At 55.3% G+C, this 26,108-nt stretch carries 23 protein-coding genes and 1 pseudogene; 12 read left to right on the top strand and 12 right to left on the bottom strand.

What is annotated here, in order from left to right:
- Positions 1-102: 102 nt before the first annotated feature.
- Together JRG72_03600 and JRG72_03595 are read right to left on the bottom strand one after the other, a co-directional pair.
- A complete protein-coding gene (locus JRG72_03600) occupies positions 103-534 on the bottom strand; it encodes a peptidylprolyl isomerase (GenBank protein ID MBW2134306.1) in 432 nt (143 codons plus the stop codon).
- 267 nt (positions 535-801) lie between these two features.
- Positions 802-2,571 (bottom strand): AAA family ATPase, encoded by a 1,770-nt coding sequence (locus JRG72_03595; GenBank protein ID MBW2134305.1) that lies wholly within the window; start codon positions 2,569-2,571, stop codon positions 802-804.
- Positions 2,572-2,765: 194 nt separating this feature from the next.
- On the opposite strand from JRG72_03595, the gene hflX reads away from it, so the two are divergent.
- The 4 genes from hflX to glgB all read left to right on the top strand — a co-directional run bounded on the left by hflX (position 2,766) and on the right by glgB (position 8,465).
- Positions 2,766-4,460 (top strand): GTPase HflX, encoded by a 1,695-nt coding sequence (gene hflX / locus JRG72_03590; GenBank protein MBW2134304.1) that lies wholly within the window; start codon positions 2,766-2,768, stop codon positions 4,458-4,460.
- Positions 4,461-4,694: 234 nt separating this feature from the next.
- A complete protein-coding gene (gene fabD / locus JRG72_03585) occupies positions 4,695-5,636 on the top strand; it encodes an ACP S-malonyltransferase (GenBank protein MBW2134303.1) in 942 nt (313 codons plus the stop codon).
- A gap of 118 nt (positions 5,637-5,754) precedes the next feature.
- Entirely contained in the window at positions 5,755-6,339 is a 585-nt protein-coding gene (locus JRG72_03580; protein ID MBW2134302.1) for a hypothetical protein, read from the top strand.
- Positions 6,340-6,494: 155 nt separating this feature from the next.
- Positions 6,495-8,465 carry a 1,4-alpha-glucan branching protein GlgB gene (glgB, locus tag JRG72_03575; protein ID MBW2134301.1) on the top strand — a complete coding sequence of 657 codons (1,971 nt, stop codon included), beginning with the start codon at positions 6,495-6,497 and terminating at the stop codon, positions 8,463-8,465.
- An 80-nt stretch (positions 8,466-8,545) separates the two neighbouring features.
- On the opposite strand, the pseudogene JRG72_03570 reads toward glgB, so the two are convergent.
- From JRG72_03570 to JRG72_03555, 4 genes and pseudogenes are all read right to left on the bottom strand, one after another.
- Positions 8,546-9,167: pseudogene (locus JRG72_03570) on the bottom strand (glycosyltransferase).
- Positions 9,168-9,206: 39 nt separating this feature from the next.
- Positions 9,207-10,010 (bottom strand): glutamate racemase, encoded by an 804-nt coding sequence (murI, locus tag JRG72_03565; GenBank protein ID MBW2134300.1) that lies wholly within the window; start codon positions 10,008-10,010, stop codon positions 9,207-9,209.
- Between the two features lie 11 nt (positions 10,011-10,021).
- Complete coding sequence (locus JRG72_03560) at positions 10,022-10,816, bottom strand: ABC transporter permease (GenBank protein MBW2134299.1); 795 nt, start codon at positions 10,814-10,816, stop codon at positions 10,022-10,024.
- Complete coding sequence (locus JRG72_03555; protein MBW2134298.1) at positions 10,800-11,741, bottom strand: ABC transporter ATP-binding protein; 942 nt, start codon at positions 11,739-11,741, stop codon at positions 10,800-10,802. Before JRG72_03555 ends, JRG72_03560 begins: the two co-directional genes overlap by 17 nt.
- A gap of 171 nt (positions 11,742-11,912) precedes the next feature.
- Here JRG72_03555 and ruvB point away from each other — a divergent pair, with 171 nt between their 5' ends.
- Genes ruvB through JRG72_03535 form a run of 4 tightly spaced genes read left to right on the top strand, consistent with a single transcriptional unit; the run spans position 11,913 to position 15,047 of the window.
- Positions 11,913-12,932 carry a Holliday junction branch migration DNA helicase RuvB gene (gene ruvB, locus JRG72_03550; GenBank protein ID MBW2134297.1) on the top strand — a complete coding sequence of 340 codons (1,020 nt, stop codon included), beginning with the start codon at positions 11,913-11,915 and terminating at the stop codon, positions 12,930-12,932.
- 48 nt (positions 12,933-12,980) lie between these two features.
- Positions 12,981-14,084, top strand: coding sequence for a radical SAM protein (locus JRG72_03545; GenBank protein ID MBW2134296.1), 1,104 nt, complete (start codon positions 12,981-12,983; stop codon positions 14,082-14,084).
- A gap of 27 nt (positions 14,085-14,111) precedes the next feature.
- A complete protein-coding gene (locus tag JRG72_03540; GenBank protein ID MBW2134295.1) occupies positions 14,112-14,810 on the top strand; it encodes a hypothetical protein in 699 nt (232 codons plus the stop codon).
- A gap of 24 nt (positions 14,811-14,834) precedes the next feature.
- Positions 14,835-15,047 (top strand): cytoplasmic protein, encoded by a 213-nt coding sequence (locus JRG72_03535; GenBank protein MBW2134294.1) that lies wholly within the window; start codon positions 14,835-14,837, stop codon positions 15,045-15,047.
- Between the two features lie 27 nt (positions 15,048-15,074).
- On the opposite strand, the gene JRG72_03530 is transcribed toward JRG72_03535, so the two are convergent.
- Positions 15,075-17,174, bottom strand: a complete 2,100-nt coding sequence (locus tag JRG72_03530; protein MBW2134293.1) for an acetate--CoA ligase family protein — start codon at positions 17,172-17,174, stop codon at positions 15,075-15,077.
- 286 nt (positions 17,175-17,460) lie between these two features.
- Between JRG72_03530 and JRG72_03525 the strand changes: the two genes are divergently transcribed.
- Genes JRG72_03525 through JRG72_03515 form a run of 3 tightly spaced genes read left to right on the top strand, consistent with a single transcriptional unit; the run spans position 17,461 to position 20,631 of the window.
- Positions 17,461-18,648 (top strand): efflux RND transporter periplasmic adaptor subunit, encoded by a 1,188-nt coding sequence (locus JRG72_03525; GenBank protein MBW2134292.1) that lies wholly within the window; start codon positions 17,461-17,463, stop codon positions 18,646-18,648.
- An 11-nt stretch (positions 18,649-18,659) separates the two neighbouring features.
- Positions 18,660-19,373 (top strand): ABC transporter ATP-binding protein, encoded by a 714-nt coding sequence (locus JRG72_03520; GenBank protein ID MBW2134291.1) that lies wholly within the window; start codon positions 18,660-18,662, stop codon positions 19,371-19,373.
- 1 nt (position 19,374) lies between these two features.
- Complete coding sequence (locus JRG72_03515; protein ID MBW2134290.1) at positions 19,375-20,631, top strand: MFS transporter; 1,257 nt, start codon at positions 19,375-19,377, stop codon at positions 20,629-20,631.
- Positions 20,632-20,679: 48 nt separating this feature from the next.
- Here JRG72_03515 and JRG72_03510 read toward each other — a convergent pair whose 3' ends face one another.
- Genes JRG72_03510 through JRG72_03500 form a run of 3 tightly spaced genes read right to left on the bottom strand, consistent with a single transcriptional unit; the run spans position 20,680 to position 23,353 of the window.
- A complete protein-coding gene (locus JRG72_03510) occupies positions 20,680-21,483 on the bottom strand; it encodes an ABC transporter ATP-binding protein (protein ID MBW2134289.1) in 804 nt (267 codons plus the stop codon).
- Positions 21,480-22,490 carry an iron ABC transporter permease gene (locus JRG72_03505; GenBank protein MBW2134288.1) on the bottom strand — a complete coding sequence of 337 codons (1,011 nt, stop codon included), beginning with the start codon at positions 22,488-22,490 and terminating at the stop codon, positions 21,480-21,482. Before JRG72_03505 ends, JRG72_03510 begins: the two co-directional genes overlap by 4 nt.
- Positions 22,487-23,353 (bottom strand): cobalamin-binding protein, encoded by an 867-nt coding sequence (locus JRG72_03500; GenBank protein ID MBW2134287.1) that lies wholly within the window; start codon positions 23,351-23,353, stop codon positions 22,487-22,489. Before JRG72_03500 ends, JRG72_03505 begins: the two co-directional genes overlap by 4 nt.
- Positions 23,354-23,876: 523 nt before the next feature.
- Between JRG72_03500 and JRG72_03495 the strand changes: the two genes are divergently transcribed.
- A complete protein-coding gene (locus JRG72_03495) occupies positions 23,877-24,653 on the top strand; it encodes an RNA methyltransferase (protein MBW2134286.1) in 777 nt (258 codons plus the stop codon).
- Between the two features lie 26 nt (positions 24,654-24,679).
- On the opposite strand, the gene JRG72_03490 is transcribed toward JRG72_03495, so the two are convergent.
- Together JRG72_03490 and JRG72_03485 are read right to left on the bottom strand one after the other, a co-directional pair.
- On the bottom strand, positions 24,680-25,561 hold the full coding sequence (locus tag JRG72_03490) for a M28 family peptidase (protein ID MBW2134285.1): 882 nt from the start codon (positions 25,559-25,561) through the stop codon (positions 24,680-24,682).
- Complete coding sequence (locus JRG72_03485) at positions 25,562-26,107, bottom strand: hypothetical protein (GenBank protein MBW2134284.1); 546 nt, start codon at positions 26,105-26,107, stop codon at positions 25,562-25,564.
- Between the last annotated feature and the right edge of the window lies 1 nt (position 26,108).

Below are 26,108 nucleotides of genomic sequence, written 5' to 3'. Positions count from 1 at the left end.
ACTAGCTCAATAGGAGGCCTTGGCCCCATGCTTGGGCCATTTTATCTGAAAAGCAGGGACCAGGATTTGCCCAGTGCAAAAGTTAATAAGGAGAAGCACCGGTTAAACCTCTCCGTCGGTGACCGAGACCAGTTCGATATCAAAGATAAGATTGCGGCCCGCTAAGGGGTGGTTTCCATCCAACACGGCAAAGTCATCCCCCACTTCCATGACCCAGACTACATAGGTTTGTTCTCCGACTCTGGCTTGGAGCGGATCGCCCACACTGGCCTCGGGCGGTATCAGATTGCGGGGCACGCGTTGTTCCAGGCCCGGTTGTCGGGGCCCGTAGGCCTCCTCGGCGGCTATTTCGATGGTTTTCGACTCGCCCGGCTTCATCCCCACCACCGCCTGGCTGACTCCGGGAATCACTTCATTACTTCCGGCAATAAACTCCAGCGGGTCTTGGCCTTGCGAACTGTCAAACACCGTATCGTCATCAAAACGGCCGGTATAGTGGATTTGAACCCGGTCTCCAATTTTTGTAATGTTCATGAGCTCCTCCATTTCGTTTTCGGTTATTGTTGGGGCGTGAAACCTAACCACCTCAACCAGACTCCGTATTCCATCTTTATGAAATGTTAGAGCTCTGCTGATAGCAAGGATCCACGCTGGGTGGCAAAGCCCAGGTTAATCAATTAGCATTTTAAGATTACCGCAGTTGACTTATTTGAGGGATATTTCCCTGCGCCTAATGCTTGAGAACGACAACATCCTTCATTTATTCGGGGGCATCCGCCCCCCAGAATTTATTGTGATAGTTTACCGCCTCCCGGGCCAGAAAGTCTGTTGCAGAGACTCTTGAAAAAGCTGGTTCAAGAAACTATCCAGATCGATTATGGCTTCTCGAGGCAACAGAAAGGTATTTTGAGAGCTTTTGTCCCGCACCAGTTTTAAAGCATATTCCAAATCCTTGGAAAACTGCTTACAGACCTCTGCGGCTGAAATGCCGCCGGTCAAGGCCCGCCGCAGAATCTCATCCACTGCTGCCTGGTCAAAGCTAAGATGAATCTGATGATCGGTATAAAAGTCGTCTTCAAAACGCCGGACTTGGGCGTACAGCCGGCAGATCTCATCGAAGGCGGTGTGCAGGTCGCAATCCCAGCGCAGATATTGGTCAACCATCAGCTCTACTCGGTAATCGGTCAGAGGCATATGATAATGCCGCAAGAATTCTTTCTCCCGCCGCCAGACCGATTCTTTCAAAAGCTCCCGTTCCCGTGCTGCTGCGGCCTGAAAGCGCTCTTTGAGTCCTGGATTATCGGGATTGGCCAATAATCTCTCCAATTCCTGTTCAGGATTGGCTACCACATCGGGAGTAATGAGAAGTTCGGTAATTTGGGTCGACGGCAAGCGTTTCTCAAATTGAATCAGAACCTTTTCAGTGGCGCTGACCAAGCCCCGGGCCCCAGTCTTCTCTTGAGCCGCCAGTTCCGCCAACTGCCACAAAGCCTGGTCTTCGAATTTGATGTCAATCCCATAAGCCCGAAAATCTCTCTTTTTGCTGATAATTATAGGATTATTAGGGTTTTTCAAAATCTGGTAGAGATCGTCCGCGGTTAATTCGTCCAGGACGACCACTACCGGCAGGCGGCCAATAAATTCGGATTCAAACCCGTATTTGATGAGATCTTCGGCAGCTACCTTAGACAAGAATTCTCGATCGGCCTCTTTGGCCCGAGGGCGACCGTGAAAGCCAATTTCTTGTTTGCTCAGACGTTCCCGAATAATCTTATCGAGGCCGTAGAAGGCGCCGCTGACGATGAATAGAATATTCCTTGTATTAAGGGTTCGTTTCTCGCGTCTGCCAGTTTTGCGATATTGTTCAATCGCTTGAATCTGGGAGATCGGATCATGCGGTACCTTGAGATCGACTTCGGTCTCTTCCATGGGTTTGAGCAGCGCCCGCTGCACGCCACTGCGCGACACATCTGGGCCGATAAGATTGCCGGCCGAGGCGATTTTATCGATTTCATCAATATAAATAATACCATATTGGGCCAGTTCCAAATCATCATTGGCCTCGTAGACCAGATCCCGGATCAGATCTTCAACGTCACCGCCTACATAGCCGGTTTCGCTGAATTTGGTGGCGTCGCCTTTAACAAAGGGCACGCCGATCTTTTTGGCAATCAATTTGACCAGATAGGTCTTGCCTACGCCGGTAGGTCCGATAAGAATGATGTTATTCTTGATTGACCCCACACCGGGCTCCGGCCGCTTGCCATCCTCTAAAGAATAACGGATGCGGTTAAAATGAGTGCAGACTTTGGTAGCCAGAACACTTTTGGCCCGGTCTTGTTTAATGACGTATTCGTTGAGGTAAGCCTCCAGTTCCTCGGGCCTGAGGTTAAAATTGATTTTGCTTACCCCTTTGGCTCTGCCGCGGCCCTTGCCATCATCCATTACGGGCTTGGGCATGATAAACGGCGAAATAATTTTGATACGATCCCCATACTTTTTGGATAAATATTCACTCAGTTCTTTTTCTAGTTCCTTCTGGTCGGGGAATTTATTTTTGGTGTCGTCCATGGTTCCCTTATAATAGTTAATCGTTTTTAAACTCAAGTGGAAATGAAAGGGCAACCTCTTGGCTGCCCCAGCTTTTCTTCATTATAAATATTTATCGAGCAGATTTCAAGGGACCCATAAGATTTAGCAGTACTTGCTATCAAGCCGGTAATTAGTATATAATAAAATTGTAAATAAGTTTGGGAGGTATGCTTATAGATCGAACCCTGGGTAATCTGACCGGCCTTAAACCACAACACCTACGCCGGCTGGACAAACTTTATCGTCGCAAGGTCACGGGCCACCGGATCATTACCCCGGAGCTGGCCCGACAACTGGCGGAAATTTCATGCGAAATCAACCGCCAGGTGGGTGTCCTGCTGGATCGGCAGGGGAGCATCGCCTTGGTTATGGTCGGCGATCAGAAAAGCCTGGTGATCCCACCCCTGAAACGCCAGCGACGCGGGGGCACTCGTCTTAGCGGCCTCAGGCTGATTCACACTCATTTAAAATCTGAGCCTTTAAGCCAGGATGATCTGATGGACCTGGCGCTTCTGCGCCTCGACCTGGTTGCCGCCCTGGAAGTCCACTCCAATGGTCTGCCGGGGCGCTGCGATATTGCCCATCTCTTGCCGAAAAGCATCGCGGGTCAAAACTGGACCTTTATTCATGCCGACCATGTCGCCAATCTGGAAGTTGATTACATCGCGCTGGTGCATTCTCTGGAAGAGGAGTTGGCTCGCAACGGTAGCCCGCAAACCCAAGGCGACCACCGGGAGCGAGCCATCCTGATCGGGGTCAGTACCAAACCGCGTTACCTAGCCGAGGATTCCCTCCAGGAATTGAAAGAGTTGGCCCAATCCGCCGGACTCCAAGTGGTCGATATCATCCACCAGCAACGCGCCCGGATCGACCCCCGTTTTCTCATGGGCAAGGGCAAAATCGCCGAACTGGTCATTCACGCCTTGCAATCGGGTGCTGACCTGCTGGTTTTTGACGCTGAACTCAACCCCTCCCAGGTACGGTCCATTACTGATTTCACCGAGCTCAAGGTAATCGACCGCACCCAGCTTATCCTGGATATCTTTGCCCAGCGGGCCCGCAGTCGGGAAGGCCAACTTCAGGTCGAGATGGCCCAGTTGAAGTATCTCCTACCCCGGCTGGCCGGCCGCGATGATGCGCTGTCCCGCCTCACCGGTGGCATCGGGGGGCGAGGACCGGGTGAAACTAAACTGGAAATTGACCGCCGCCGGGTGCGGGAACGGCTGCATCGCCTCCGGCAAGAACTGCATCAGATCAGGAGTTCCCGCCAGGTGCGCCGCGCCTCCCGGCAGCGGCAGAGCCTGCCCATTCTGTCCATTATCGGTTATACCAACGCCGGTAAGTCCACCCTGCTCAATACCTTGACCCACAGCCAAGTACAGGCCGAAGATCGTCTGTTTGCTACCCTGGATCCGAGCAGCCGGCGTTTGCGCTTCCCCCGGGAGCGGGAGGTGATTATCACCGATACTGTGGGTTTTATCAGGGACTTACCCAAAGATCTGTTGGAGGCCTTCAAGGCCACTTTGGAAGAACTGGATGACGCCGATCTCTTGATCCATGTCATTGATCTCAGCAATCCCCGGTTTGAAGAGCAGATGGAGGCGGTCCAGGGTATCCTGCAATCACTAAATCTACAAAATAAACCAGTGCTCCAGGTCTTTAACAAAATTGACCTGGTACCCGCATCGCTGGCTGCTTTGCAAACTCGGGTCCACCACGGGGTGGCTATTTCCGCTTTGGATCCGGCCACTTTAGGGCCGCTGATTCAGCGTCTGGAAGAGGCGGTAGAAAATCTAAATTCTCCAGCTCCCACCCCGGCTTGGCCTGCAGCTTCAGCTATGCGGATGGGGAAAACCCATCCTGATTGACAGAGCGGCAACGATCAGCATAAAATAACCCCATCGTCTTGCCGCGAGCCAAAAAAGATTGCTTCGGATCTCCCCTTACCCCTTTACAATAAAGGGAAATTTAGGATAGACGTTTAGGAACCTTTCTGGTTATAAGAGGGTGGATTTCTAAGCAAGTTTTTACCCTGGGTAATTATGGGCTACCGGAAGCGGAAAATTTAATAACAATCAAAAACCGTGTTATAGAGGTGTGTTATGTCCATCCTGGCAGTGCTGTTTCCCGGCCAGGGTTCCCAATACGTTGGAATGGGGCAGGCCCTTTACGAAGTGGATTACGAAGCCCGCCGACTTTGGGCCCATGCCGAAGCCATTACCCACCTTCCTCTGGCCCGCCTCTGTTTCGAAGGACTGATGGCGGAATTAACCGAAACCGTCAATCTTCAGCCCGCGGTCACCGTGGTCAATCTGGCCCTATACAATGCCCTGAGCCGGGCTGGAATCCGCCCCCATTTCGTCATTGGCCATAGTCTGGGGGAATATAGCGCCCTCTATGCCGCCGGGGTCCTGTCCGAGGACGATACTCTGAAAGCCGTGCAGAAGCGGGGTCAGGTCATGCATCGTGAGGCCCAACGTCATCCCGGGGCCATGGCCGCCATCCTGCGCCTGTCCAGGGAACGGCTGCAAGAATTGCTGGCGCCGTTGCAGGCCGAAGGGGTGCTGGCCCTGGCCAATTTTAATACCCCGGAGCAGATAGTCATTTCCGGGGAAGCCTCGCTGGTCAACAAGGCTATAGACCTGGCCAAAAAAGCCGGGGGCCGCGGCATCCCTTTGAAGGTCTCGGGTGCCTGGCATTCGGCTTTGATGTCCGAGGCCCAGCCCGATTTTGCCGCCTTTTTGGACAGACTGACCTTTAATCCTCCCACGGTTCCGATGCTGTTTAACGTCACCGGCCAGCCGGAAACCGATCCGGCCTGCATTCGCGACTACATGGCCCGGCAGCTGACTTCACCAGTGCTTTGGACCGATTGTGTGGCCTATCTGTTGGCCGCCGGAGTCGACACCTGGGTGGAAGTAGGCCCCAAAGACGTGCTTAAAGGTCTGGTCACCAAGACTCTGCCCCCGGATACTCCCTATAAATTTTACAATATCGAAGACCCCGCCAGCCTGGAAAGGTTTTTGACAGAGTTTAGCCCTTAAAATTTCACTCCAGTTCACCTTCATTCGTAAACTTCAGACAAAAGAACTCTTTGTTTCGGGGGAAAAATTCGACCGTAGCGGCCCGATAAACCTTGCATCCGGAATGGAGTTTGCTAAATTGAAATTTATTTGTAAATTTTCGCCGATCAAGGAGTGCGTTCGAACCAGGGCAAAAATCGATGTCTTTCCGCCGCCAACCACCGAAGGTCGGAACCGGGTGATCATTGAGGGCGTTGGAAGTCATTCCTTTTGCTTACGATGCACCACCGTTTATTTCGTCATGGTCAGCATCGGTTATATTGAGGGCGAACCGGAAACTTATGTCCTGCCCTTGGCGGTGGCCTGTGGGGAACGGCTAGATCAGGTTATGAGGGAGAACCCTCAGGCAGTGGTGGCCCGGCTGCAACATCAAGAGCGACAGGAGCTGCTTTATAAGGCCATCAGTCCCGAGGATATATCAGCCATGGAGAAATGGGCCCATTTTTGGCATTTTTGGGTCTCGACCGTTTTCCTGCAGAATTATTTTGCCGTTGCCGGTCAGGGTGGTTTTGTACCTTCTAACGGAGAGGAACTCCAGGTTCTGTTGGATGCCTGCTGCCTGGAGAAGGCCATCTATGAACTAGGCTACGAACTCAACAATCGCCCTGATTGGGTGAAAATTCCTCTTCGGGGCATATTGCAGCTTCTGGAGACCACTGGTTGAGCTAACCGGGATTTTAGATCAGGATAACGTGGCCTAACCTCATCGTTTACGATAAAAGATCAGGTTTACCCCGGCTGCAATATTTGAGAGTTAAGGGCTGAAGCTGATATTTAATTCCGATACCTTTTATCTTTAACACCAACCCAGAGGAGATGATGACACTTAAAGACGACAACAATAAAACTATTCGGCTTTCCGGGAGTGAGGCCCCAAGCGCGGCGAAATTTCCGGAAGTGAGCCTGTTAACCGAGGACGACCTTTATCTTTTTAACCAAGGAACTCATTGTCGCCTGTACGAAAAACTGGGTGCCCATATCCTTACCGGAGGTGAAGTTGAAGGGACTTATTTCGCGGTGTGGGCCCCGGATGCGGAGCAGGTTTTTGTTATCGGCGACTTCAATGACTGGGATAAAGCCCGGCACCCCTTGCGTCCCCGCGGCCAGTCAGGCATCTGGGAGGGGTTTATCCCGGGCGTCGGCCACGGGGCCCTGTATAAGTTTCACATTGTCTCCCGATACAGCGGCTATCGGGTGGATAAGGCATCTCCGTTTGGGATGTATTTTGAAGGTCCGCCCCGGACTGCCTCGGTGGTCTGGGATCTAGATTATGAGTGGCAGGATCAAGCTTGGCTGTCGGAACGGTGGCGGCACAATGCCCTGGATGCGCCGATGGCCATCTATGAGGTGCACCTGGGCTCGTGGCGGCGGGTACCGGAGGAGGATAATCGGCCCCTCAACTATCGCGAACTGGCACCCCGGCTGGCCCAATATGTCAAGCAGCTAGGCTTTACCCATGTAGAATTTCTGCCGGTCATGGAGCATCCTTTTTATGGCTCTTGGGGTTATCAGACCATCGGCTATTTTGCTCCCACCAGCCGCTATGGCACGCCCCAGGATTTCATGTATCTGGTTGATTACCTGCATCAGCACGGGATTGGCGTGATCCTTGACTGGGTGCCTTCCCATTTCCCGGTGGATGAACATGGCCCCGGTTTTTTCGACGGCACCCATCTCTATGAACACGCGGACCCGCGCAAAGGGTTTCACCCAGATTGGAAAAGCTTTATCTTCAATTATGGCCGCAATGAAGTAAAGAGTTTTCTCCTCAGCAGCGCCATTTTCTGGCTGGATAAATATCATGCCGACGGTCTTCGGGTCGATGCCGTGGCCTCCATGCTCTACCTAGACTATTCCCGTCAGGAAGGGGAATGGATACCCAATCAATACGGCGGCCGGGAAAATCTGGAGGCCATTAACTTTATCCGTTATTTCAATCAGGAGGTTTATAAAAATTATCCCGGCGTCCAAACCATTGCGGAGGAGTCCACCGCCTGGCCTATGGTCTCCCGTCCCAACTACGTCGGGGGCCTGGGTTTCGGTCTCAAATGGGATATGGGCTGGATGCACGATACCCTGCAATTTATGTCGACTGATCCCATTTATCGCAAATACCACCATAACACCCTAACTTTTCGAATGCTCTATGCCTTCCATGAGAACTTCATCCTGCCACTGTCGCATGATGAAGTTGTACATGGCAAAGGCTCCTTACTGGGGAAGATGCCCGGCGATAACTGGCAGAAGTTCGCAAACCTGAGGTTGCTGTTTGGCTATATGTACGCCCAAACCGGCAAGAAACTATTGTTCATGGGGGGAGAATTCGGCCAGTGGAATGAATGGTATCACGAAACCAGCCTGGATTGGCACCTGTTGGCCTATGCTCCGCATGCCTCTTTGCATAGGTGGGTGATCGACCTCAACCAGCGCTATCGCCGCGAACCGGCCCTTTATGAACTAGACTTTGACCCGGCCGGCTTTGAGTGGATCGACTGCAATGATGTCCTTAACAGCACCATCAGTTTCATCCGCAAAGCGCGTTCGACCGGCGACATTATTCTGGTGGTGTGTAACTTTACCCCGGTGCCGCGCCTAAATTACCGGGTAGGGGTGCCGCGGGGCGGCTTCTGGGAGGAAATCTTGAACAGCGACGCCGAATTTTACGGCGGCAGCGGTCACGGTAATCTGGGGGGATTAGAAGCTACCCCCTTACCTTGTCATGGCCGCCTCTATTCCCTTAATCTTACCTTGCCCCCTTTGGCCGCGGTGTTTTTCAAAAGCGGGGGTTAGCTGCCAGCTAGATGTTTCTGGGGTTGGGGAGGACCGGGTCCGCGTCGCCTCCCCAAGTCTCTGAACCCAATTTTTTAAGACTACCAACCACATACCATCATTCTGTTAAGCACCGCCGGGGCGGACGTAGGCTTATAACGATTGGTATCGATACCATTATGGATCACCCTAATCTTTTGGAGCGGGACGCCATAAAGGGCATGGACATCATGCTGCATGGCCCGGGATACGGCGATCACCCCATCGGCATTTCGATAGGCGGTTTTCTCCAACCAGGCGGCAGCCTTATATGCCGAACCCAGTTGTTCCGCTTTCCAGGAGCGCTGGGGTTCCAGGGAATGGGTGGTAAGGACCAACGTAATACCCATAAGCTGTTTCAGTAGACAACCGGCAAAATGAGTATACCAGGTATGACAGTGCAGAATATCTGCCTCCTGCAAGACCCCGGCCATGAAAAGGTTGCGCAGCAGGACATCGAAAACCTTCAGGTGGCGCTGGTCCTGAAAGGAAAAGGTAAAATCCGGGCTGATGCCTTGCACGGTGACATTGTCGGAAATCAGCTGTTGTTTGCCAAAACAGAGGATGATTATGGCATGTTGGCGATTCACCAGATTGGCCAGTTCCCGGCCCAGATACTCCAGGTGAACTCCGGCCCCCCATAAATATGGGGGGATATTCATTGGTTAACAAAGCAATTCTTATCAACGACCTTCCCGTTAACCGCTAAGCTAAAGAAGCAACTTACAATTCCAGAATCTGCGGGGCAATGGGTTGTCCCATAAATAGGCTGGCCAGCCGCTGGAAACCTGGGGTCAGATCAGTGGTCATATAGCGACGACCTCCCTGACGGGAGAGCCGGGTCTCGATCTCGGGGTGCCGCCTTAGATAGTCGGCCAACTTCTCCCCAGTCACCTCCGCCGAGCAGATAATCTTCAGGTCATTGCCCATGATGGCCCGGATTTGGGATTTGACGATGGAGTAATGGGTGCATCCCAGAATCAAGGTATCGACGCGGGCTTGTTGCAGGGATGCCAGGTACCTTTTGAGGATCAGTTCAGTGCCCTCCCAATCCTGCTCGCCGGCTTCGATAAGAGGGACCAGCAGCGGGCAGGCCTGTTGGAACACCTGGGTTGACGGCTTTAATTTCTTCAATTCAATGGCAAAGGAGTTGGAGGCCACAGTGCCCTCGGTGCCGATGACCCCGATGCGTCCCCGGGGGCTTTGCGCCAGGGCGGCCTCGACGGTGGGGATTACTACTCCCAGTACCCGCCGGTCCGGATAGTGAGCCGGCAGATATTCCTGTTGAATCCGCCGCAGGGCCTTGGAAGAGGCCGTGTGGCAGGCCAGGATGATCAGGATACAATCCTGTTGCAACAGATAATCGACGGCCTGGAGGGTAAAACGGTAGACCACTTCATCAGAACGAGTGCCATAAGGGATACGGGCGTTATCCCCTAGATAAAGGTAATCGTAGTCGGGCAGCAGCCGTAATAATTCCTTCAACACCAACAGACCGCCAAAGCCGGAGTCAAAGACGCCAATCATAGATACCTCGATTATTCCGACAGCTTGACCAAGGTTCCCTGCCTGAGCGAGGCCTTCAGGCTCAGGAGCATAAGGCCGTAACTGACCACCAAATAAACCAGGCCGAGCAGCAGACCCCATTCCAAAGGATGGGCTACCGAGGCCGGGAAACCATAAAAACTGCGAAAATACTCCAGGAAATAGGTGAGCGGAATTAATTCCGCCAGCCCTCGCACCCCGGTGGGCAGCAGGGACACCGGATAGTAAAGGCCGCAAAGGATCATCAGCAGATAGGTGATGGCCCAGGCGGTGATTTCGGCCCGGTGGCCAAAAATTAGCACCAACCCGATGACCAGAACTCCGGCAATGGCGGCCATCAGAAATAAGCCGACCAAAAAAAACAGCAGTGGCAGCAGGCCGGGCCGCCACAGCTCCATATTAAAATACCAAATACTCAGCGCTCCCATGATGGCAAATACCAGCAGGCCGCGCACAAAGCCAACTAATCCCGACCCCAGGACAATATGGCCCAGGCGGATGGGGGCGATAAACCCATGTTTGAGGCTTTTGCTCCAGACATCATAGAGCAAGGCATAGGAAATGTCCAGTTGGACAATCTGCATGGTGTTCATGGCCAACGCGCCGATCAATACAAAAGAGACGGTGGCCTCATCCAGTTGCAGAAATTGGGTCAGCAGCCCGACCGAAAACACCGCCACCAGGGGCCAGAAAAACATCTCGAATACGGCAAAGAAATTGCGGCGATTCATGATCCCGCCCCGGGCTGCAAAGGCCCAGATTTTAATGAATTCAGTGAGTAATCTCACGATACAACACCTCCAGGTCCACTTCTCGGAGCTGAACCTTAGCCAGGGAATTGCCGGTACGCTGCAACTCGGTCAGAATCGGCGCCAGGCGCAGTTCGGCCTGATCGACCACCAGCTCCACCACCGGAGGACGCTCCTGAAAGCTCAGCAGCCCTGGAAAGCGGCTGTAATCCAGGCGGTCCGGGGTTTTTTCAAAGGTCAGGATCAGCTGATCGCCGATTCCCAGACGGGTCTGCAGCTCGGGGATCGTGCCGCGGGCCATAATCCGCCCGGCCTGGAGAAAAGCCACCTCATCACACAGATATTCCGCTTCCCGCATATTATGGGTGGTGAGCAGGATGGTCAGGCCGGTAATCTGGTTGAGGCGGCGGATTTCGTCCCGGGTGTGCTGAGCCATCACCGGGTCCAAACCGCTGGTTGGCTCATCCAGAAATAACAACTGCGGCGCATTAATCAAGGACTTGGCCAGTGCCAAGCGTTGTTTGAGGCCGGAAGACAACCGGTCAAAGGGTACGCGACGATATGGTTGGAGCTCAAATAATTCAATCAATTCCTCGATCCGGGCGGTTAGGGGCTGCCCCCAGAGCCCGTAGAGTCGGCCGTAAAACCGCAAGTTTTCCGTTACCGTCAGGGACCAGATGAATTTGGCGGCGCCGCCGGCCAGATTGATTCGCTGGCGCAATCGCTGCACCTCGCGGCGGATATCCAGGCCCAGGATGGAAACCTCACCGGCGTCGGGAGCAAGCAGGGTGGCCAGGATCGAAATCAGGGTGGTTTTGCCCACCCCATTGGGTCCCAGAATGCCAAAGATTACTCCTTGAGAAACTTCCAGATCCAAATCTAGGAGCACTGGTTTGACCTGCCGCGGCCAAAAGCCGCGGCGATAAGCCTTGTCGATGCCCCGGGCCGCAATGGCTAATTCCATAAAATCACCGTGCTTAGGTTTAAATTTTTAAAATTTAACAGATTAATTCACTAATCAGCAATGGCTTTCTGGATGGCCGGGCAAGAAGGGGGTGATTCTCCCTGTGCCCACCAGGTTAGGTTTGCTTGCAATTCTAACCCTAGTGCGGTAAACTGGCGTATTATGGAAGAAATGCAGCGCTTCGTCAGTCCGCAGCGACAGCCGGAAGACATGGGTCTGGAACCTGGGCTGCGGCCCCGGTCGCTGGCCGAATTCGTCGGGCAGGAGGAGGTTAAAAAGAACCTGGAGATCGCCATTGCCGCGGCCCGGGGCCGGGGCGAAGCGCTGGACCATATCCTCCTGCATGGTCATCCCGGTCTAGGGAAAACCACCCTGGCCTGTATTATCGCCCATGAACTGGGGGTAGGGATCAAAACCACCTCCGGGCCGGTGGTCGAACGGGCCGGGGACCTGGCCGCGCTGCTGACCAACCTCCAGCCCGGCGATGTGTTGTTTATTGATGAGGTCCACCGGTTGCCGCGGGTGGTGGAAGAGATCCTCTATCCGGCCATGGAGGATTTCAGGCTGGATCTGATTATCGGCCAGGGGCCGGGGGCCCGGGCCATCAGGCTGGAATTGCCCCGTTTTACTCTGGTAGGGGCCACGACCCGGGCCGGACTGCTCACCCCAGCCCTGCGGGATCGCTTTGGCCTGATGCTCCGGGTAGAATTTTATCACCCTGATCATCTGGAAATCATCACCAAACGGACGGCGACCATCCTCCAGGTAGAGATTGACCCGGAGGGGGCCCGGGAGATTGCCCAACGCTCCCGCGGGACGCCGCGCATTGCCAACCGGCTGTTAAAAAGGGTGCGGGATTATGCCCAGGTGCGGGAAGATGGCCGCATCACCCGCCAGGTCGCCGATGCCGGCCTGAACCTATTGGAAGTCGATCGCCGGGGCTTCGATCGCATGGATCGTAAGATTTTATTGACTATCATGGATAAATTTGACGGCGGTCCGGTGGGAATTGACACCCTGTCGGCGGCCCTGTGCGAGGAGCGGGATACCCTGGAGGATGTCTACGAACCCTTTCTGATCCAGTGCGGCTTTTTGCATCGCACCCCCCGGGGCCGCATGGCCACCCGTCTGGCCTATGAGTATTTCGGTAAACCCCATAGGAAGGTTCTATATCCGAGTTTATTTGAATGAATAACCAGTTGAGCGGTCTGTACCTTGAAGCTTGAAACACCGATCCGCATGGGCCGTTGCCGCTATTGTGGCCAGGAAAGCCCCTTTATTTCCCAGACCCTGGGATTCTGTGCTGTCTGTATCCGCCAGCACTTTAACGAAGTAGGGCCGGAGATCGAAAAGCTGCATCAAGCCAGCCGCCAGGCTTTTGGCCTGCCGGTGCGGCCGCCGCAGGAAGCCACTGGCAAGCTCTGTAGCCTGTGTTTCCATGCCTGCCGCATCCCGGAAGGCGGCTATGGCTTTTGCGGGGCCCGGCGGGTGGAGAATGGCCAGCTCCGGGGCGGCGGCCCAGCCGGGGCCCGCCTCAGCCATTATAACGATCCCCTGCCCACCAACTGCGTGGCCGATTGGTTCTGCCCGGGCGGGACGGGGCGGGGCTATCCCCGCTATGCCCGTCGCCCTGGCCCGGAGCACGGCTATGTCAATCTGGCCGTCTTTTACCATGCCTGCAATTTCAACTGTCTGTATTGCCAGAACTGGCACTTTAAAAGACTGACCTTCAACAGTCCGGCTATTTCAGCCCGCCAGTTGGCCGCCGCCGTCCAGGAGAACACCGCCTGTATCTGCTACTTTGGCGGTGACCCCACTCCGCAACTGCCGCATGCCCTGGCCGCGGCCCGCTTCATCCAGCAGCAGTCAGCCGCCACCGGACCCCAGCGGCGCATCTGTTGGGAGACCAACGGCGCCCTAATGGAGCGCTGGCTGCAGCCCCTGATCGACAGCTCGCTGGACAACGGCGGGATTATTAAATTTGATCTCAAGTCCTTCAGCGAAGAGATTCACCTGGCCCTGTGCGGGGTCAGCAACTCTCAGACCTTGAAGAATTTTGCATTGCTGGCCACCCACTGGGAAGAGCGGCCAGAAGTGCCGTTGATCACCGCCAGCACCCTTTTGGTCCCCGGTTACATTGATTTAGAAGAGATCCACGGCCTGGCCCGGTTCATCGCCACCCTCAACCCGGATATTCCTTACAGCCTGTTGGGCTTTTACCCCCAGTTTTACCTCAATGACCTACCGGTTACCTCCCGCGACTTTGCTTTTCAGGCCAAACAGGTGGCCTTGGAGGCCGGAGTCAGACACGTCAACCTGGGCAATATCCATCTGCTGCATTGAGGTTTTGACTCACTCCCAGAATTTGATATGAAGCCGGTTTTTCTTTACCAACAGTGGCTCTGCGATACCTTACAAAGTTATTCGGCCACCCATAAACCCCCTAAATTGAAGGGCCGAATCCTGATCATGCCCCTCCGGCAATACGCTACCGCCTTGATGCAGGCCTATCTGGGGCAGTTTTCCCTGGCCTGGATTGCCGAGATTACCGGCACCCCGCTCATGGTGCTGAAGGGCTGGCGTCAGGAAACCGAATTTCTGATGGCCATGGATTGGAGCAAAGCGGTCTTTGTCGAATACTTCCGGCAGCGCCTGACCTTGACCGATTATTCCCTAGATCAATATCATGAAATTGCTGCCGAGTTCTCGCTGCTGGAGGCGTCGCTGCGGGTGTCCGGGCGGACTAAACTCTATGAAACGTTTCGAACTTTAGGGGAACGGCTCATCGGGCGTCACCGCTATGACTTGGGGTTAGAAAATTATGACCTGAACCTGTTCCGTCGCCTGCTGGTCTTTTTTATGGCCCTGGAACATTTTTGGCCAAGTCCGGCCGGAACCCGCCTGCAGGAAAGATTTTTACCTTTGGCTCTGGAAGTGGTCTGGCCGCAACTGGGATTGCCGTCTGATCTGGCATCCCAGTTAAGATCAGCCCAGGCCAAGTATTTCCTACCTCAGATATGTCAGGCCCTGGAGTTGCAACTCCACGAGCTTTTTGATAATTTACCTTAAGATCGGGAGTGCGGGGTTAACAACATGTCAGCCGATTATCGACCGGAACCCAGTTTCCAGCAACTTGAGGCTTCCGCTCTCTACTGTCCGCAATGTCAACAGGCCGTGCCGGTCCGCAAGCGCCTCCTGTTGATCCTTCCGGATGGCGAGCTGCATGAGTATTTATGTGTCTTTTGCGCCGCCAGTCTGGGGACCAAAATTGAGCGCCAGACCGAACCGGTGCCGGGGTTGATTTAATATTTTGATTGCCTTTATTGGGTTTTCTTATTCTGGCTTTTTCTGCCAGACGATCCGCGCATCCACCGCCCAACACCCTGCTGGAGTGGCGATCACTGGATTAATATCCAACTCTTGCAGATCAGTCACCGATACCGCCAGTTCCGAGAGATTGGCCAAGGCTTGGGCCAGCTCTTCCAGGGCCACCGGGGGCTCGCCGCGCCCCCCCAAGAGCAATGGATAGGCTTTTAAGCTTAACAGCATCGCCTGGGCCTGCGGGACTGTCACCGGGGCCAGGTTATGGGCCACGTCCTGGAGGATTTCCGTATAGATGCCGCCCAGGCCGCAGACCACTACCGGCCCGAAAGTGGCATCCTGCTTGATGCCTAGGAGGATCTCCTTGCCGCTCAGCTGCTTCTGGACCAAAATGCCTTCCAGGAGCGCCCCAGGGGTATGACATTCCACCGCGGCTTGCAGGCGCAGAAAAGCTTGGCGCACCTGATCCGGACCGGAAAGATGCAACACCACCCCGCCTAGATCAGATTTATGGAGCCACTGGGGCGACACCACCTTGAGAACCACCGGATAGCCGTAAGCCTCGGCAATATCCACTGCCTCCTGGTCGGTCTTGGTCAAGCGACTGGGGAGGACGGGAATATCATAGGCTGCCAGGAACTCCAGGGCGGCCTGGCCCAGCAAGACAGACTCTCGGACTGGGCGTGGCATCTGTGGGCAGGGAACAGGCGGCCTGGCGCTGCCCCAGGACTCCGCCGTCGAGATAATGGCCTGATGATAGCGATATAGTTTGCCTAAGGCGGCCACCGCCCGTTCCACGGCAAAATAGCAGGCTACTCCCGGCACTTGGGCTAAATCCTGACAGGTCTGCTCCCGGTGATCGCCATAGAGCGATAGCACCAGGGGTTTACCGACCCGCTCCGGGCCTAGGCGATTGATCATTTTGGGGGTGGTCAACATATCCTGGTGCAGGGGCGAAGAGAGCGCGGGCAGCAAGCCCACTACTCCATCTATTTCCGGATCGGCCAGAAAGCCGGCCAGGGCGGTTTCGGCACAGCCGATAAAATCGCCGCTGACCATACCAATGGGCCAAAGATCCACCGGGTTCTGCAAACGATGCCAGTACGGGCCCTTGTCTTCCAGCATCTTACGGGTAGTCTTGGCTAACCGCCCCAGGGTCAGCCCTTCCTGGGTCAGGGCATCTACTGCCATGATTCCCAAAGCGCCGCTGGCCGTTGCCACCCCAAGACGCGGGCCTTTCAATGGCGCCAGTTGGCGGAAGGCCTGGACCGTATCCAATAACTCGGTGGCGCTGTTAACCTTCACCAGACCGGCCCGGGCAAAGGCGGCGGTAAACACCGCGTCCTCACCCACCAGGGAGCCGGTATGGGACAGCGCCGCCCGGGCCCCAGCCTCACTGCGGCCGGTCTTGAAGACGATAATGGGTTTGTTTCGGGTAATGCGGGAGGCCACCTCCAGGAATTTCCGCCCTTCGCTTAGGCCTTCCATATGCAGGACAATCAGTTCGGTTTCGGAGTCGTGTTCCAGGTACTCCAGAACCTCGACGAATCCCAGGTCAGCGGCGTTGCCCAGGTCAATGGCCTTGCCGAGCCGGCCGGTAAAGGATTCCGATCCTACCTGCGGGGCCCCACTCTGGGCGACCAGGGTAACCGGCGGCGGATTGGGATCTCGAACCTGATCGATGAACGCGGTGGTAAAGGCGGCAAAGGCATTCATGGTGCCCATGGTGTTAGGTCCCAGGAAGCGGGCCCCATAGCGCCGGGCTTCGCTCACCAATTGGGCCTGTAATTCCTGCCCCTGAGCATCGGCATCGGCAAATCCCTGGGAGATAATGATAATCCAACGGATGCCATGCACCAGACAATCTTGAAAGACCGGCAAGACCCGGTCCCGGCCCACGGCAATGACCGCCAATTCCGGCACCTCGGGCACCTCGAGAATACGCGGATAGGCCCTAAAACCCAAAATTTCGGTGGCCTTGGGATGCACCACAAAGATTTTCCCCGCATAACCATATCGCAGCAGCATTTCCAGGCCATTATAGGCACCGACGCCGGTCTGCCGCGGCACCCCGATCAACGCTACCGACTGTGGAGAGAACAAGGCACGCACTAATATACTCACTATGGCTGACTATTCCGGCCGGAACGCCCCTTTTCGGCCGGGAAGTAATTATTACCCTAAGAATCCTGTTCCCGATTCAGTTAATTAACTGAGTAACATCTCTCTCCTTGGGCATTTCAGACATAAAAGATATAATAAATCGATCTGCCAATCTATAATAAAGTAAGAATTCCCTTTTGGGGGGTTATTTAAGCGGCTGAAAATTGTCGTGAATGAGTTGTAATGATTTTTTTGATACCATAAAATATCTTTCGATTGGCAGCGGCAGGTATAAATGATCAGGATTAATCGTACCTTCAAACTGCTGGCTCTGGGGTTATTAGTTTTAGTGGGCGGAGGCTGGTGGCTGTGGTTCCGCGACCGACAGCCGCAGATGCGCTATCAGTTGGAACCGGTGCGCCAGACTAACCTGGAAGTCAATGTAGTGGCCAATGGCACCCTTAACCCGGTAACCACGGTCTTGGTCGGCACTCAGGTAACCGGGATGATCAAGGAAATCTACGCCGACTATAATTCCGAGGTAAAAAAAGGTCAGGTCATTGCCCAGATTGACCAGGCCCTGTTCAAAGCCCGGGTAGCTCAGGCCCAGGGCAACTATCGGTTGGCCCAGGCCAATGTCCTCAAAGCCCAGGCCAACCTGCAAGATGCTCTTAATGATTACCGGCGTTACCAGAAGCTCTGGGAGCAGAATCTGGTCGCCCGCGATGAGTTGGACAATGCCTATACCCGTTATGAAACCAGCCGCGCCGAACTGCACGCCGCCCAGGCGCAGGTGGCCCAGGCCGCGGCCAACCTGAAGAGCGCCGAAACCGATTTGCATTATACCACCATTGTGTCGCCGGTGGATGGGGTAGTGGTGTCACGCGACGTTGACGTCGGCCAGACCGTGGTTGCCAGTTTCCAGACTCCTACCCTGTTTAACATTGCCCAGGACCTGACCCAGATGCAGGTCGATACCGCGGTGGACGAAGCCGATATCGGCAAAGTCAAGGAAGGCCAGATTGCCACCTTTACGGTGGATGCCTATCCCGGCCAGACCTTTACCGGCCAGGTCACCCAGGTCCGGCTGTCTCCCCAAACCCTGCAAAATGTGGTAACTTATAATGTCGTCATTGAGACCAAAAACCCCGAATTGCTGCTTAAACCCGGCATGACCGCCAGCGTCGCAATTCAAGTCGCCCGGCGGGAAAAAGTGACGGCCGTGGCCAATGCAGCTCTGCGCTTCCGGCCCCGAGCGCCGGCTGCCCCTCCCCTCCCGGAGGGCAACCACGTCTGGCGTTTAGGCCCGGACAACCAACCAGTACCGGTCCCTCTGGTTACCGGTCTCAGCGACGGCCAGTGGACCGAAGTGGTCGAGGGTGATCTCAAAGTAGGCGATCAGGTCATTGTGGCCCAGATATCGAAAGAGGAAGCTGCAAACCCGGAACGTCGCTCTCCCACGCGCCAACGCCGACCGTTTTAAGACATTACACCATGGCCCTGATCCACATAAGTGAACTGTCCAAAATCTATGCGCGGGGGTTACACTCGGTCACTGCCTTGCGAAACATTAATCTCCAGGTGGAGCAGGGGGAATTTGTGGCCATTATGGGGCCGTCGGGATCGGGCAAGTCCAGTTTGATGCATATTCTGGGGTGCCTGGATACCCCCAGCCAGGGGCGCTTCTATCTGGAGGGGAGGGATGTATCCTCCTTGGAACGAGACGCCCTGGCCCAGATCCGCAACCAGAAGATCGGTTTTGTCTTTCAGCAATTTTATCTGCTGCCCCGCCTCAGTGCCCTGGAGAACGTTGAAATGCCACTGCTTTATACCCGTCTGGCCTCGGGTCCGCGACGGGTCCAAGCCCGGCAGGCTCTGGCGCAGGTCGGCCTGGCCGGCCGCGAAGACCATTTACCCTCAGAGCTTTCCGGCGGGGAGCAGCAGCGGGTGGCGATCGCCCGAGCCTTAATTAATAATCCGGTGTTGCTACTGGCTGATGAGCCCACCGGCAACCTGGATACCGCTATTGGCCTGGAAATCATGGCCCTGTTTCAGCAATTAAACCAAGAGCGGGGTCTGACCATCATTTTGGTCACCCATGACCCCGATATCGCCGCCTATACCAACCGTCTGCTGGTGCTGCGGGATGGCGCCATTATCAGTGACCGCCCCAACCTGGCAGCGAAGGTTAAGCGGGCCCGGAGTTGAGATGCCATTATATCTGGCCGACACCTTTGTTTCCTTCCGGCATCGCAATTATCGCCTGTTTTTTTTCGGCCAGGCCATCTCCCTGATCGGCACCTGGATGCAATCGGTGGCCCAGAGCTGGCTGGTGCTGTTACTGACCAACTCCGCCTTCCTGCTGGGTCTGGTGGGAGCACTGTCCACCCTGCCCATCCTGTTATTTTCCTTCTGGGGCGGGGTAGTGGCTGATCATGTCAACCGCCGGGTGATGGTGATTGTCACCAACACCGCCGCCCTGTTGCTGGCCCTGCTGCTGGGCCTGCTGGTCTATTTAAAGTGGGTGGCGATCTGGCATATTTTATTAATCGTCTTAGGATTGGGCACGGTCATGGCCTTTGATATCCCGGCCCGCCAGTCTTTTATCGTGGAATTGGTGGGCAAGGAAGATCTGCCCAACGCCATTGCCCTCAATTCCAGCCTGTTCAATGGGACGCGGGTGCTGGGACCCGCGGTGGCTGGGTTGATGATTGCCTCAGTGGGGATGGCCAACTGTTTTTTTATCAATGCCCTGACTTACCTGGCCCCGGTCCTGGGACTGATGTTGATGCGCCTCCCCATTAGCACGGTTTCCCGGCCTCGACCCCGCACCTGGACGGGCATGCTGGAGCTGACCAGCCATCTTCGCAGCCGCCCGGACCTGACCTGGATGCTGGTGGTGATGGGGATAATTTCGGTTCTGGTCATGCCCTTTCTGGTCCTGATGCCGATGATTGCCCGGGATGTCCTGGGGACCGGGGCCCGGGGCTATGGCTTCCTGATGGCCGCTACCGGCCTGGGGGCCTTTTTAGGAGCGCTGATTTTGGCCAACCGCCTGCGCCGCCACTCGCCCATGCCCTTTTTCTGGGGCGGCGCGGTACTGCTAATCCTGTCCTTAATCTCTTTTTCCTTTTGTCGGAATTATATGGTGGCCTTGGGCTGGCTTTTTCTGGCCGGATTGGGCATGGTCATCAACATCTCGACCACCAACAGCTTGTTGCAGCTCAATGTTCCGGATGAACTGCGGGGGCGGATTATGTCACTATTCAGTCTGATCCTGATCGGCCTCAATCCGGTGGGAAGTCTGCTGTTCGGCACCCTGGCGGACTACTGGGGGCCCTGCCTGACCGTGGGCCTGGGCAGCAGTACGGCTGGTTTGGCTTGCTTGGTAATTTTTTGCTGTCGACCGGAATTGCGGGGGCTTAGTTTTGGGAAGGAAGCCGTTGGCCAGCAAATTCTGGGGTAGCCCAGGGGTTGCTTACCGGAAGATCTTAAAGACTGTTAAGATCATTGCTCAAAAGAAAGAATGAAGCATCTTCTTAGGTACCAGAGTCACACGGGGCACATCTCTCACGGGGTTATCATCCACCAACAGCACGCAACCGTAGGCCTGCTCCAGTTGGGCATAGGTAAGCACCTCCCGAGGCGGCCCCAGGCTGACTATCCGGCCCTCTTTCATCAGCAGCAGTTGATTGCCATACATGGCAGCCAGGTTGACATCATGGGAGATCATGATTACCGTCAGACCCCGCTCTTGCTGGAGCCGCTCCAGCAGGTCCATGATATTGACCTGATGGGCCAGATCGAGGGAGGCGGTGGGTTCGTCCAGCATAATCAGGCGGGGCTGCTGGCAAAGGGCCCGGGCCAGGACCACCCGCTGCAACTCCCCGCCGCTTAGCTGATCCAGTCGCCGCCCGGCCAGGTGGGCTACCTTGGTTATCTCCATGGCTTCCTGGGCTATCGCAAGGTCTCTCTTCTGCTCCAGACCGGCTAGGCTCAGATGGGGGGAGCGGCCCATCAGCACCACCTCCTGGACGGTAAAAGGCACGTCCGTAGGGGTGTATTGCGGGACCACGGCAACTTGCTGGGCCAAGGTTCTCTTGGCATAGCTGGCCAGAGGGTTACCTAAAATTTCCACATAACCCTGTTGCGGCCGGACCACCCCGGCCATGGTTTTCAAAAGGGTGGTTTTGCCCGAGCTATTGGGACCGATAATAATAAAAAAGCCGCCATCGTCGATCTGAAAGGAGAGGTCTTGCAATACGAGCCGCTTCCCGTAAGCCACATAGAGATGTTCAATTATAACCGCCGGTTTCATCCCCGGCTCCTTTGCAATAGCAGGATAAACAGGGGTGCGCCGATGATGGCGGTAATTACCCCCACCGGCATTTCTCCTTGCGACGGCAGAATTCGTGACAGTAGGTCGCACAACACCAGGTAACTGCCGCCCCCCAGCACACAGGCGGGAATCAACAGACGATGATCAGGCCCCAGGATTAGTCGCAGTAGATGCGGGACGACCAGCCCGACAAACCCCACCAATCCTGACTGACAGACAATTGCACTGACCATCAGCGAGGTAGTGATCAATAGGACATAAGAGACGGTCTTGACATTGATGCCCATGTACATGGCTACCTCCTCCCCCAGGGCCAGCAGATTCATGGGGCGGGCCAGCAGAAAAATCAGGACAAAACAGGGGGGCAAGAGGTAGAACAGCAGGACCAAGCGTTCCGGCGCTACCTGGGACAGATCACCCATCAGCCAGTAAATAATATTGTGCAGGCGGGCGTCCTGGGTAATGGAGATAAAAAACATGATAACCGCCGAACAGAAGGCGTTTACCATGACTCCGGCCAATAACAGCGAGCCTTTCTGGGAAACGGCCCGCCCCGCGGCCAGGATCAGGACCAAAACCAGGGTGGCCATGCTGCCGGCAAAGGCCAGCAAGGCAACCCCAGGAAAAGGGGCCAGGCCCAGCAAAATCCCCAATATGGCCCCTACCGCGGAGCCGCCTGATACCCCGAGTATGTAGGGCTCGGCCAGCGGATTGCGGAGCAGGGCCTGGAATACCAGTCCCCCCAGCGACAGGGTGGCCCCCACCAGAGCGGCCAGGATTACCCGAGGCAGACGCAGACGCCAAATAATGGCGGCAGTGATCGACTCCGGATCAGCCTGGCCGAACAACACCGCCAGACTCTCGAAAAGGTGGGGTTGGGCCGATCCCAGACCCAGTCCCAGCACCACGCTGACCAGGAGCAAACCGGTCAGCAGCCCTGAGACCCTCAACAGACGCCTTAACAGCGGGGGTTGGCCCGGGTTCAAGGCAACTGGCTCCCAAGCTCAGGATGGATAAGGCGAAACAAGGTTTCCAGGGCCTCGACCATCCGGGGCGAAGGGCGATCGAAAATATCCGAATCCACCACAAAAATACGATGCTGCCGGGAGGCCGGCAGATGGTCCCATTGGCTCCATTCAGCTTTGATCTGGTCAAAAGCGGCGCCGCGGGTCATGGAAGTGATGATGATGACGTCGGGCTGCAGGGCCAGGACCTGCTCGCGGGTGAACCGGGGGTAGGCCACCGGTCCAGCCGCCAGGTTCTGTCCTCCGGCCCGGGAAATGAGTTCATCAAGAAAAGTATTGGAACCGGCTGAAACAATGGGAGCAATGCCGATCTGCAAGAAGACCCGGGGGCGAAGAGGACTGTGGGCCACCAGGGATTTAACCCGATCCAGACGGCGCTGCATGTCCGCGACCAGTTCCCGGGCTCGAGCCGAAGCCCCGAGTAAGTGGCCGATTTCCCGGATGGAGTTCATCACCCCGCGCATATCCCGCGGATCTACCGTGTAAACCGGAATTCCCAAATCGGTCAACCGGTCCACCGCATACTTGGGATTGCCATCTTTAGTGGCAATGCACAGATCCGGCCGCAAGGCCATGATCCGCTCCAGGTCAAGATGAATGTAAGAGCCGACCTTGGGCAGAGATTTGGCCGCCGGAGGGAAATTGCTGAATTGGGTGACCCCCTTAAGGCGTTGGCCCTGTCCCAGGGCAAAAATGATCTCGGTGATGCTGGCCGCCAGGGCGACTACCCGTCGCGGATTATCGGAAACCGAAACCTGGCGTCCCAACTGATCAGTATAAACCCGGGCTTGGCCCGGAAGGGGGACCAGCCCCACTATAATCATGGCCAGGATCGCAATTATGAGCCATCCTAGCCTATCCGATTTCCGACAAGTAAGTAACATATATAATATTTACCGCGAAAATGGCGGTTCCGCAAGCCCGATAAGGAGGTTGCTAATCAAAATTCCCTTACTTTACAGCTAATCAATGCCACTGATTGGCTTCAGGCTGGATAACATTTAATGCCTATTCCCCTAAAAGAAAACTATCTCAAGTCTCAAAACATTTAGCTCTCCAAATTTTGGAGGATCCTGGTAATATTAGCCTTGAGGCCCGGCTGTGGCTGGTGGTGATCTGGTTACTTATAGGCTGATTGCCCGGGACCAGATATTTAAATTATCAGGAATCTCAAAAATTCTTGCTGATCGGCTGGGTAAAATGTAATGCTTGATTTATCAAGCCCTGCCAAAAAGTCTGGAAAATTAAGTTCTTGGGGGTACAATGAATTGTACCCCGACGAATTATAATCGGCTGGATGTCGAAGTTAGTTTTGAGAAATACTATAACTCTGAGATTTGAGTCCATATGCAGAATATCTCCACTGCCTTCCCGCTCCGGGTCAGACTGGAGCACCTGGCCATTGTGCTCCATAAGCCCCGCTCCCCGGAAAATATTGGGGCCGCGGCCCGGGCCGCCAAAAATATGGGGCTGAACCGTCTGATTCTGGTCCAACCTGAAGTCCTCGACCGGGAGCGCATGCTCAGGATGGCTACCATCGGCGCTGCTGATCTGATCGACAAGCTGATGATATATGAGGATCTGGGGACGGCCCTGGGGCCGTTCCAGTATATCGTCGGCACCACCGCCCGTTTAGGAGGGGTCCGCCAGAGTGTCATCAGTCCCCGGGAACTGGCGGTGCAACTGATCGACTACTCGCAGCGCAACCACATCGCCTTGCTTTTTGGTCCTGAGAACTGGGGCTTGACTAACCAGGAATTGACTTACTGCCATACTTTGGTGAGCATCCCCACTGCCCCTTTCCGCTCCCTCAATCTGGCCCAGGCCGTGTTGATCCTGGCCTATGAAATCTATCTGGCCCGCAACGATCGACCCGCTGGCTCAACACCCCGGTTGGCAAACTCCTGGGAGTTGGAGAGTATGTACGCCATCTTACAGGAAACGCTGGTCAGAATTAACTATATCGGTCATCAGAACCCGGAACACTGGATGAGGAATATACGGCGTTTTTTCTCCCGCCATGGCCTCCAGGCCCGGGAGGTGCAAGTAATCAAAGGCATCTGCCGCCAGATCGATTGGTATAGAGGGCGGCGACTGGAAGATAAATCTAAAACGGAGGATTGAGACTAACTAAACCCAAAGCCGCGCAGTTAAAGGGACTGGCTGGTCAACCGGACAAAATTCACTAGGCCCAGGGTCAGTTCGACCATGGCGGCAAAGTCTAAATTTTCCATAACATCGCCCGGACCATGATAATGGGGGTTGCGCAAAAAGGCGGTATCGGTGAGCATGATGGCCGGATAGCCCTGATCCCAGAAAGAGGCATGGTCGCTCAAGCGAGTCTCCGGCAACAGATAGCCGCCAAAGGGAACGGCCAGGGTTTCCACCGGCAGTTGGCAGCCCTGGCGAACAGCCTGCTCCAGGCGCGTCAACAGGTCCCGAGAGCGGCGGTTGCCGATCAGACCGATAAAGTTGCCGGTGGTAGGGTAGCCCATGAACCGCAGGGGGAAAGGCAGGTCCTGGCTGTGGGGCTCGTGGCGGTAATACCCCACCATCTCCAGGCAGAGCATGCCCTTGATATTTTCCTTATTTTTCCGGGCCTGTTTGGCATAAAACCGGCTGCCCATGTAGGGGGTGAAAAAGGCCGGGGGTTCCTCGGTAGTAAAGCCGACAAAGGCCCAGGGCAGTGGTTGCGGAAGATCTCGAGCCAGCTGGGCCACCTCCAGCAGCACCGCAATACCGCTGGCATTGTCATCGGCCCCCGGCGTCCCGGAAACCGTATCAAAGTGGGCCCCCAGCAGATAATATCCCGGGGCTGGCCGGTGACCAGCAATCACATTGGCCACCTCTTGCCGTAAGTAAATAAACGGCTGCCGTTCCGGCTGGTAGCCTTGGGACACAAAAGTCTGCCGGACATAATCTTCGGCGGCCTTCAGGGCCTGGGGGCGATAGATGCTGCGCTCCCCGACGGTCTGACTCAAGTAACTGACGTGCTCTTGCAGGCGGCGGCTGATTTCGGCTTTATGGTCCATCTATTCCGATTTTCTCTGGCTTGACCATAACAGGTTCAGGATTTTGGCTGGAATTTCCTCCCGATTCTGGGGATTAATGTTTAAAAGGATAATCCCTGGTTTCTGTTTTACCGTCTGAATATAATCCCCGCCTTTGGCGGCGATGGTAGCCAAGATGTGCACCGGGGCCCGCCACAGGTTTTCCATGACCGCGATGAACCGGGGTGACAGACATTCCATCTTGCCGATTTCATCGACCACGATCAGGTCAAGGCCGGGGGCGGGAACTAAGGCGGGGAGAGCAACCTGGTGCAGATTCTCCAGATTGACGCCGTATTTGCCGACCCGTAAGGGCCCAGGAAAATCAACGTGGCTGAGAACGGCGGTTTGACCTGCGAGGGTAATGATCTCAAAACCGACCCGTGTCCCGTGGTGGCGTATCTCTCGGGTATAGAATCCGGCCGCCTGCCCCCAAAAGTCAGCCACCACCCGCTGCACCGCGGTGGTCTTGCCGCTGCGCGGCAGCCCGGTCAGCAGCACCCGGACAAATTTGGCATAGCTTTCCATA

It is taken from the genome of Deltaproteobacteria bacterium (assembly GCA_019309545.1).
GTDB lineage: Bacteria > Desulfobacterota > Desulfobaccia > Desulfobaccales > Desulfobaccaceae > Desulfobacca_B.
Note: the sequence above shows the minus strand (reverse complement) of the source record. Positions and strands in the feature narration are given on the sequence as shown.

Excerpts from the sequence above, each read along its gene's own strand:
- JRG72_03600 (MBW2134306.1), bottom strand. The coding sequence starts at position 534 with ATGAACATTACAAAAATTGGAGACCGGGTTCAAATCCACTATACCGGC.
- JRG72_03595 (MBW2134305.1), bottom strand. The coding sequence starts at position 2,571 with ATGGACGACACCAAAAATAAATTCCCCGACCAGAAGGAACTAGAAAAA.
- fabD (MBW2134303.1), top strand. The coding sequence starts at position 4,695 with ATGTCCATCCTGGCAGTGCTGTTTCCCGGCCAGGGTTCCCAATACGTT.
- glgB (MBW2134301.1), top strand. The coding sequence starts at position 6,495 with ATGACACTTAAAGACGACAACAATAAAACTATTCGGCTTTCCGGGAGT.
- murI (MBW2134300.1), bottom strand. The coding sequence starts at position 10,010 with ATGATTGGCGTCTTTGACTCCGGCTTTGGCGGTCTGTTGGTGTTGAAG.
- JRG72_03555 (MBW2134298.1), bottom strand. The coding sequence starts at position 11,741 with ATGGAATTAGCCATTGCGGCCCGGGGCATCGACAAGGCTTATCGCCGC.
- ruvB (MBW2134297.1), top strand. The coding sequence starts at position 11,913 with ATGCAGCGCTTCGTCAGTCCGCAGCGACAGCCGGAAGACATGGGTCTG.
- JRG72_03545 (MBW2134296.1), top strand. The coding sequence starts at position 12,981 with ATGGGCCGTTGCCGCTATTGTGGCCAGGAAAGCCCCTTTATTTCCCAG.
- JRG72_03540 (MBW2134295.1), top strand. The coding sequence starts at position 14,112 with ATGAAGCCGGTTTTTCTTTACCAACAGTGGCTCTGCGATACCTTACAA.
- JRG72_03535 (MBW2134294.1), top strand. The coding sequence starts at position 14,835 with ATGTCAGCCGATTATCGACCGGAACCCAGTTTCCAGCAACTTGAGGCT.
- JRG72_03525 (MBW2134292.1), top strand. The coding sequence starts at position 17,461 with ATGATCAGGATTAATCGTACCTTCAAACTGCTGGCTCTGGGGTTATTA.
- JRG72_03520 (MBW2134291.1), top strand. The coding sequence starts at position 18,660 with ATGGCCCTGATCCACATAAGTGAACTGTCCAAAATCTATGCGCGGGGG.
- JRG72_03515 (MBW2134290.1), top strand. The coding sequence starts at position 19,375 with ATGCCATTATATCTGGCCGACACCTTTGTTTCCTTCCGGCATCGCAAT.
- JRG72_03510 (MBW2134289.1), bottom strand. The coding sequence starts at position 21,483 with ATGAAACCGGCGGTTATAATTGAACATCTCTATGTGGCTTACGGGAAG.
- JRG72_03500 (MBW2134287.1), bottom strand. The coding sequence starts at position 23,353 with ATGATTATAGTGGGGCTGGTCCCCCTTCCGGGCCAAGCCCGGGTTTAT.
- JRG72_03495 (MBW2134286.1), top strand. The coding sequence starts at position 23,877 with ATGCAGAATATCTCCACTGCCTTCCCGCTCCGGGTCAGACTGGAGCAC.
- JRG72_03490 (MBW2134285.1), bottom strand. The coding sequence starts at position 25,561 with ATGGACCATAAAGCCGAAATCAGCCGCCGCCTGCAAGAGCACGTCAGT.
- JRG72_03485 (MBW2134284.1), bottom strand. The coding sequence starts at position 26,107 with ATGGAAAGCTATGCCAAATTTGTCCGGGTGCTGCTGACCGGGCTGCCG.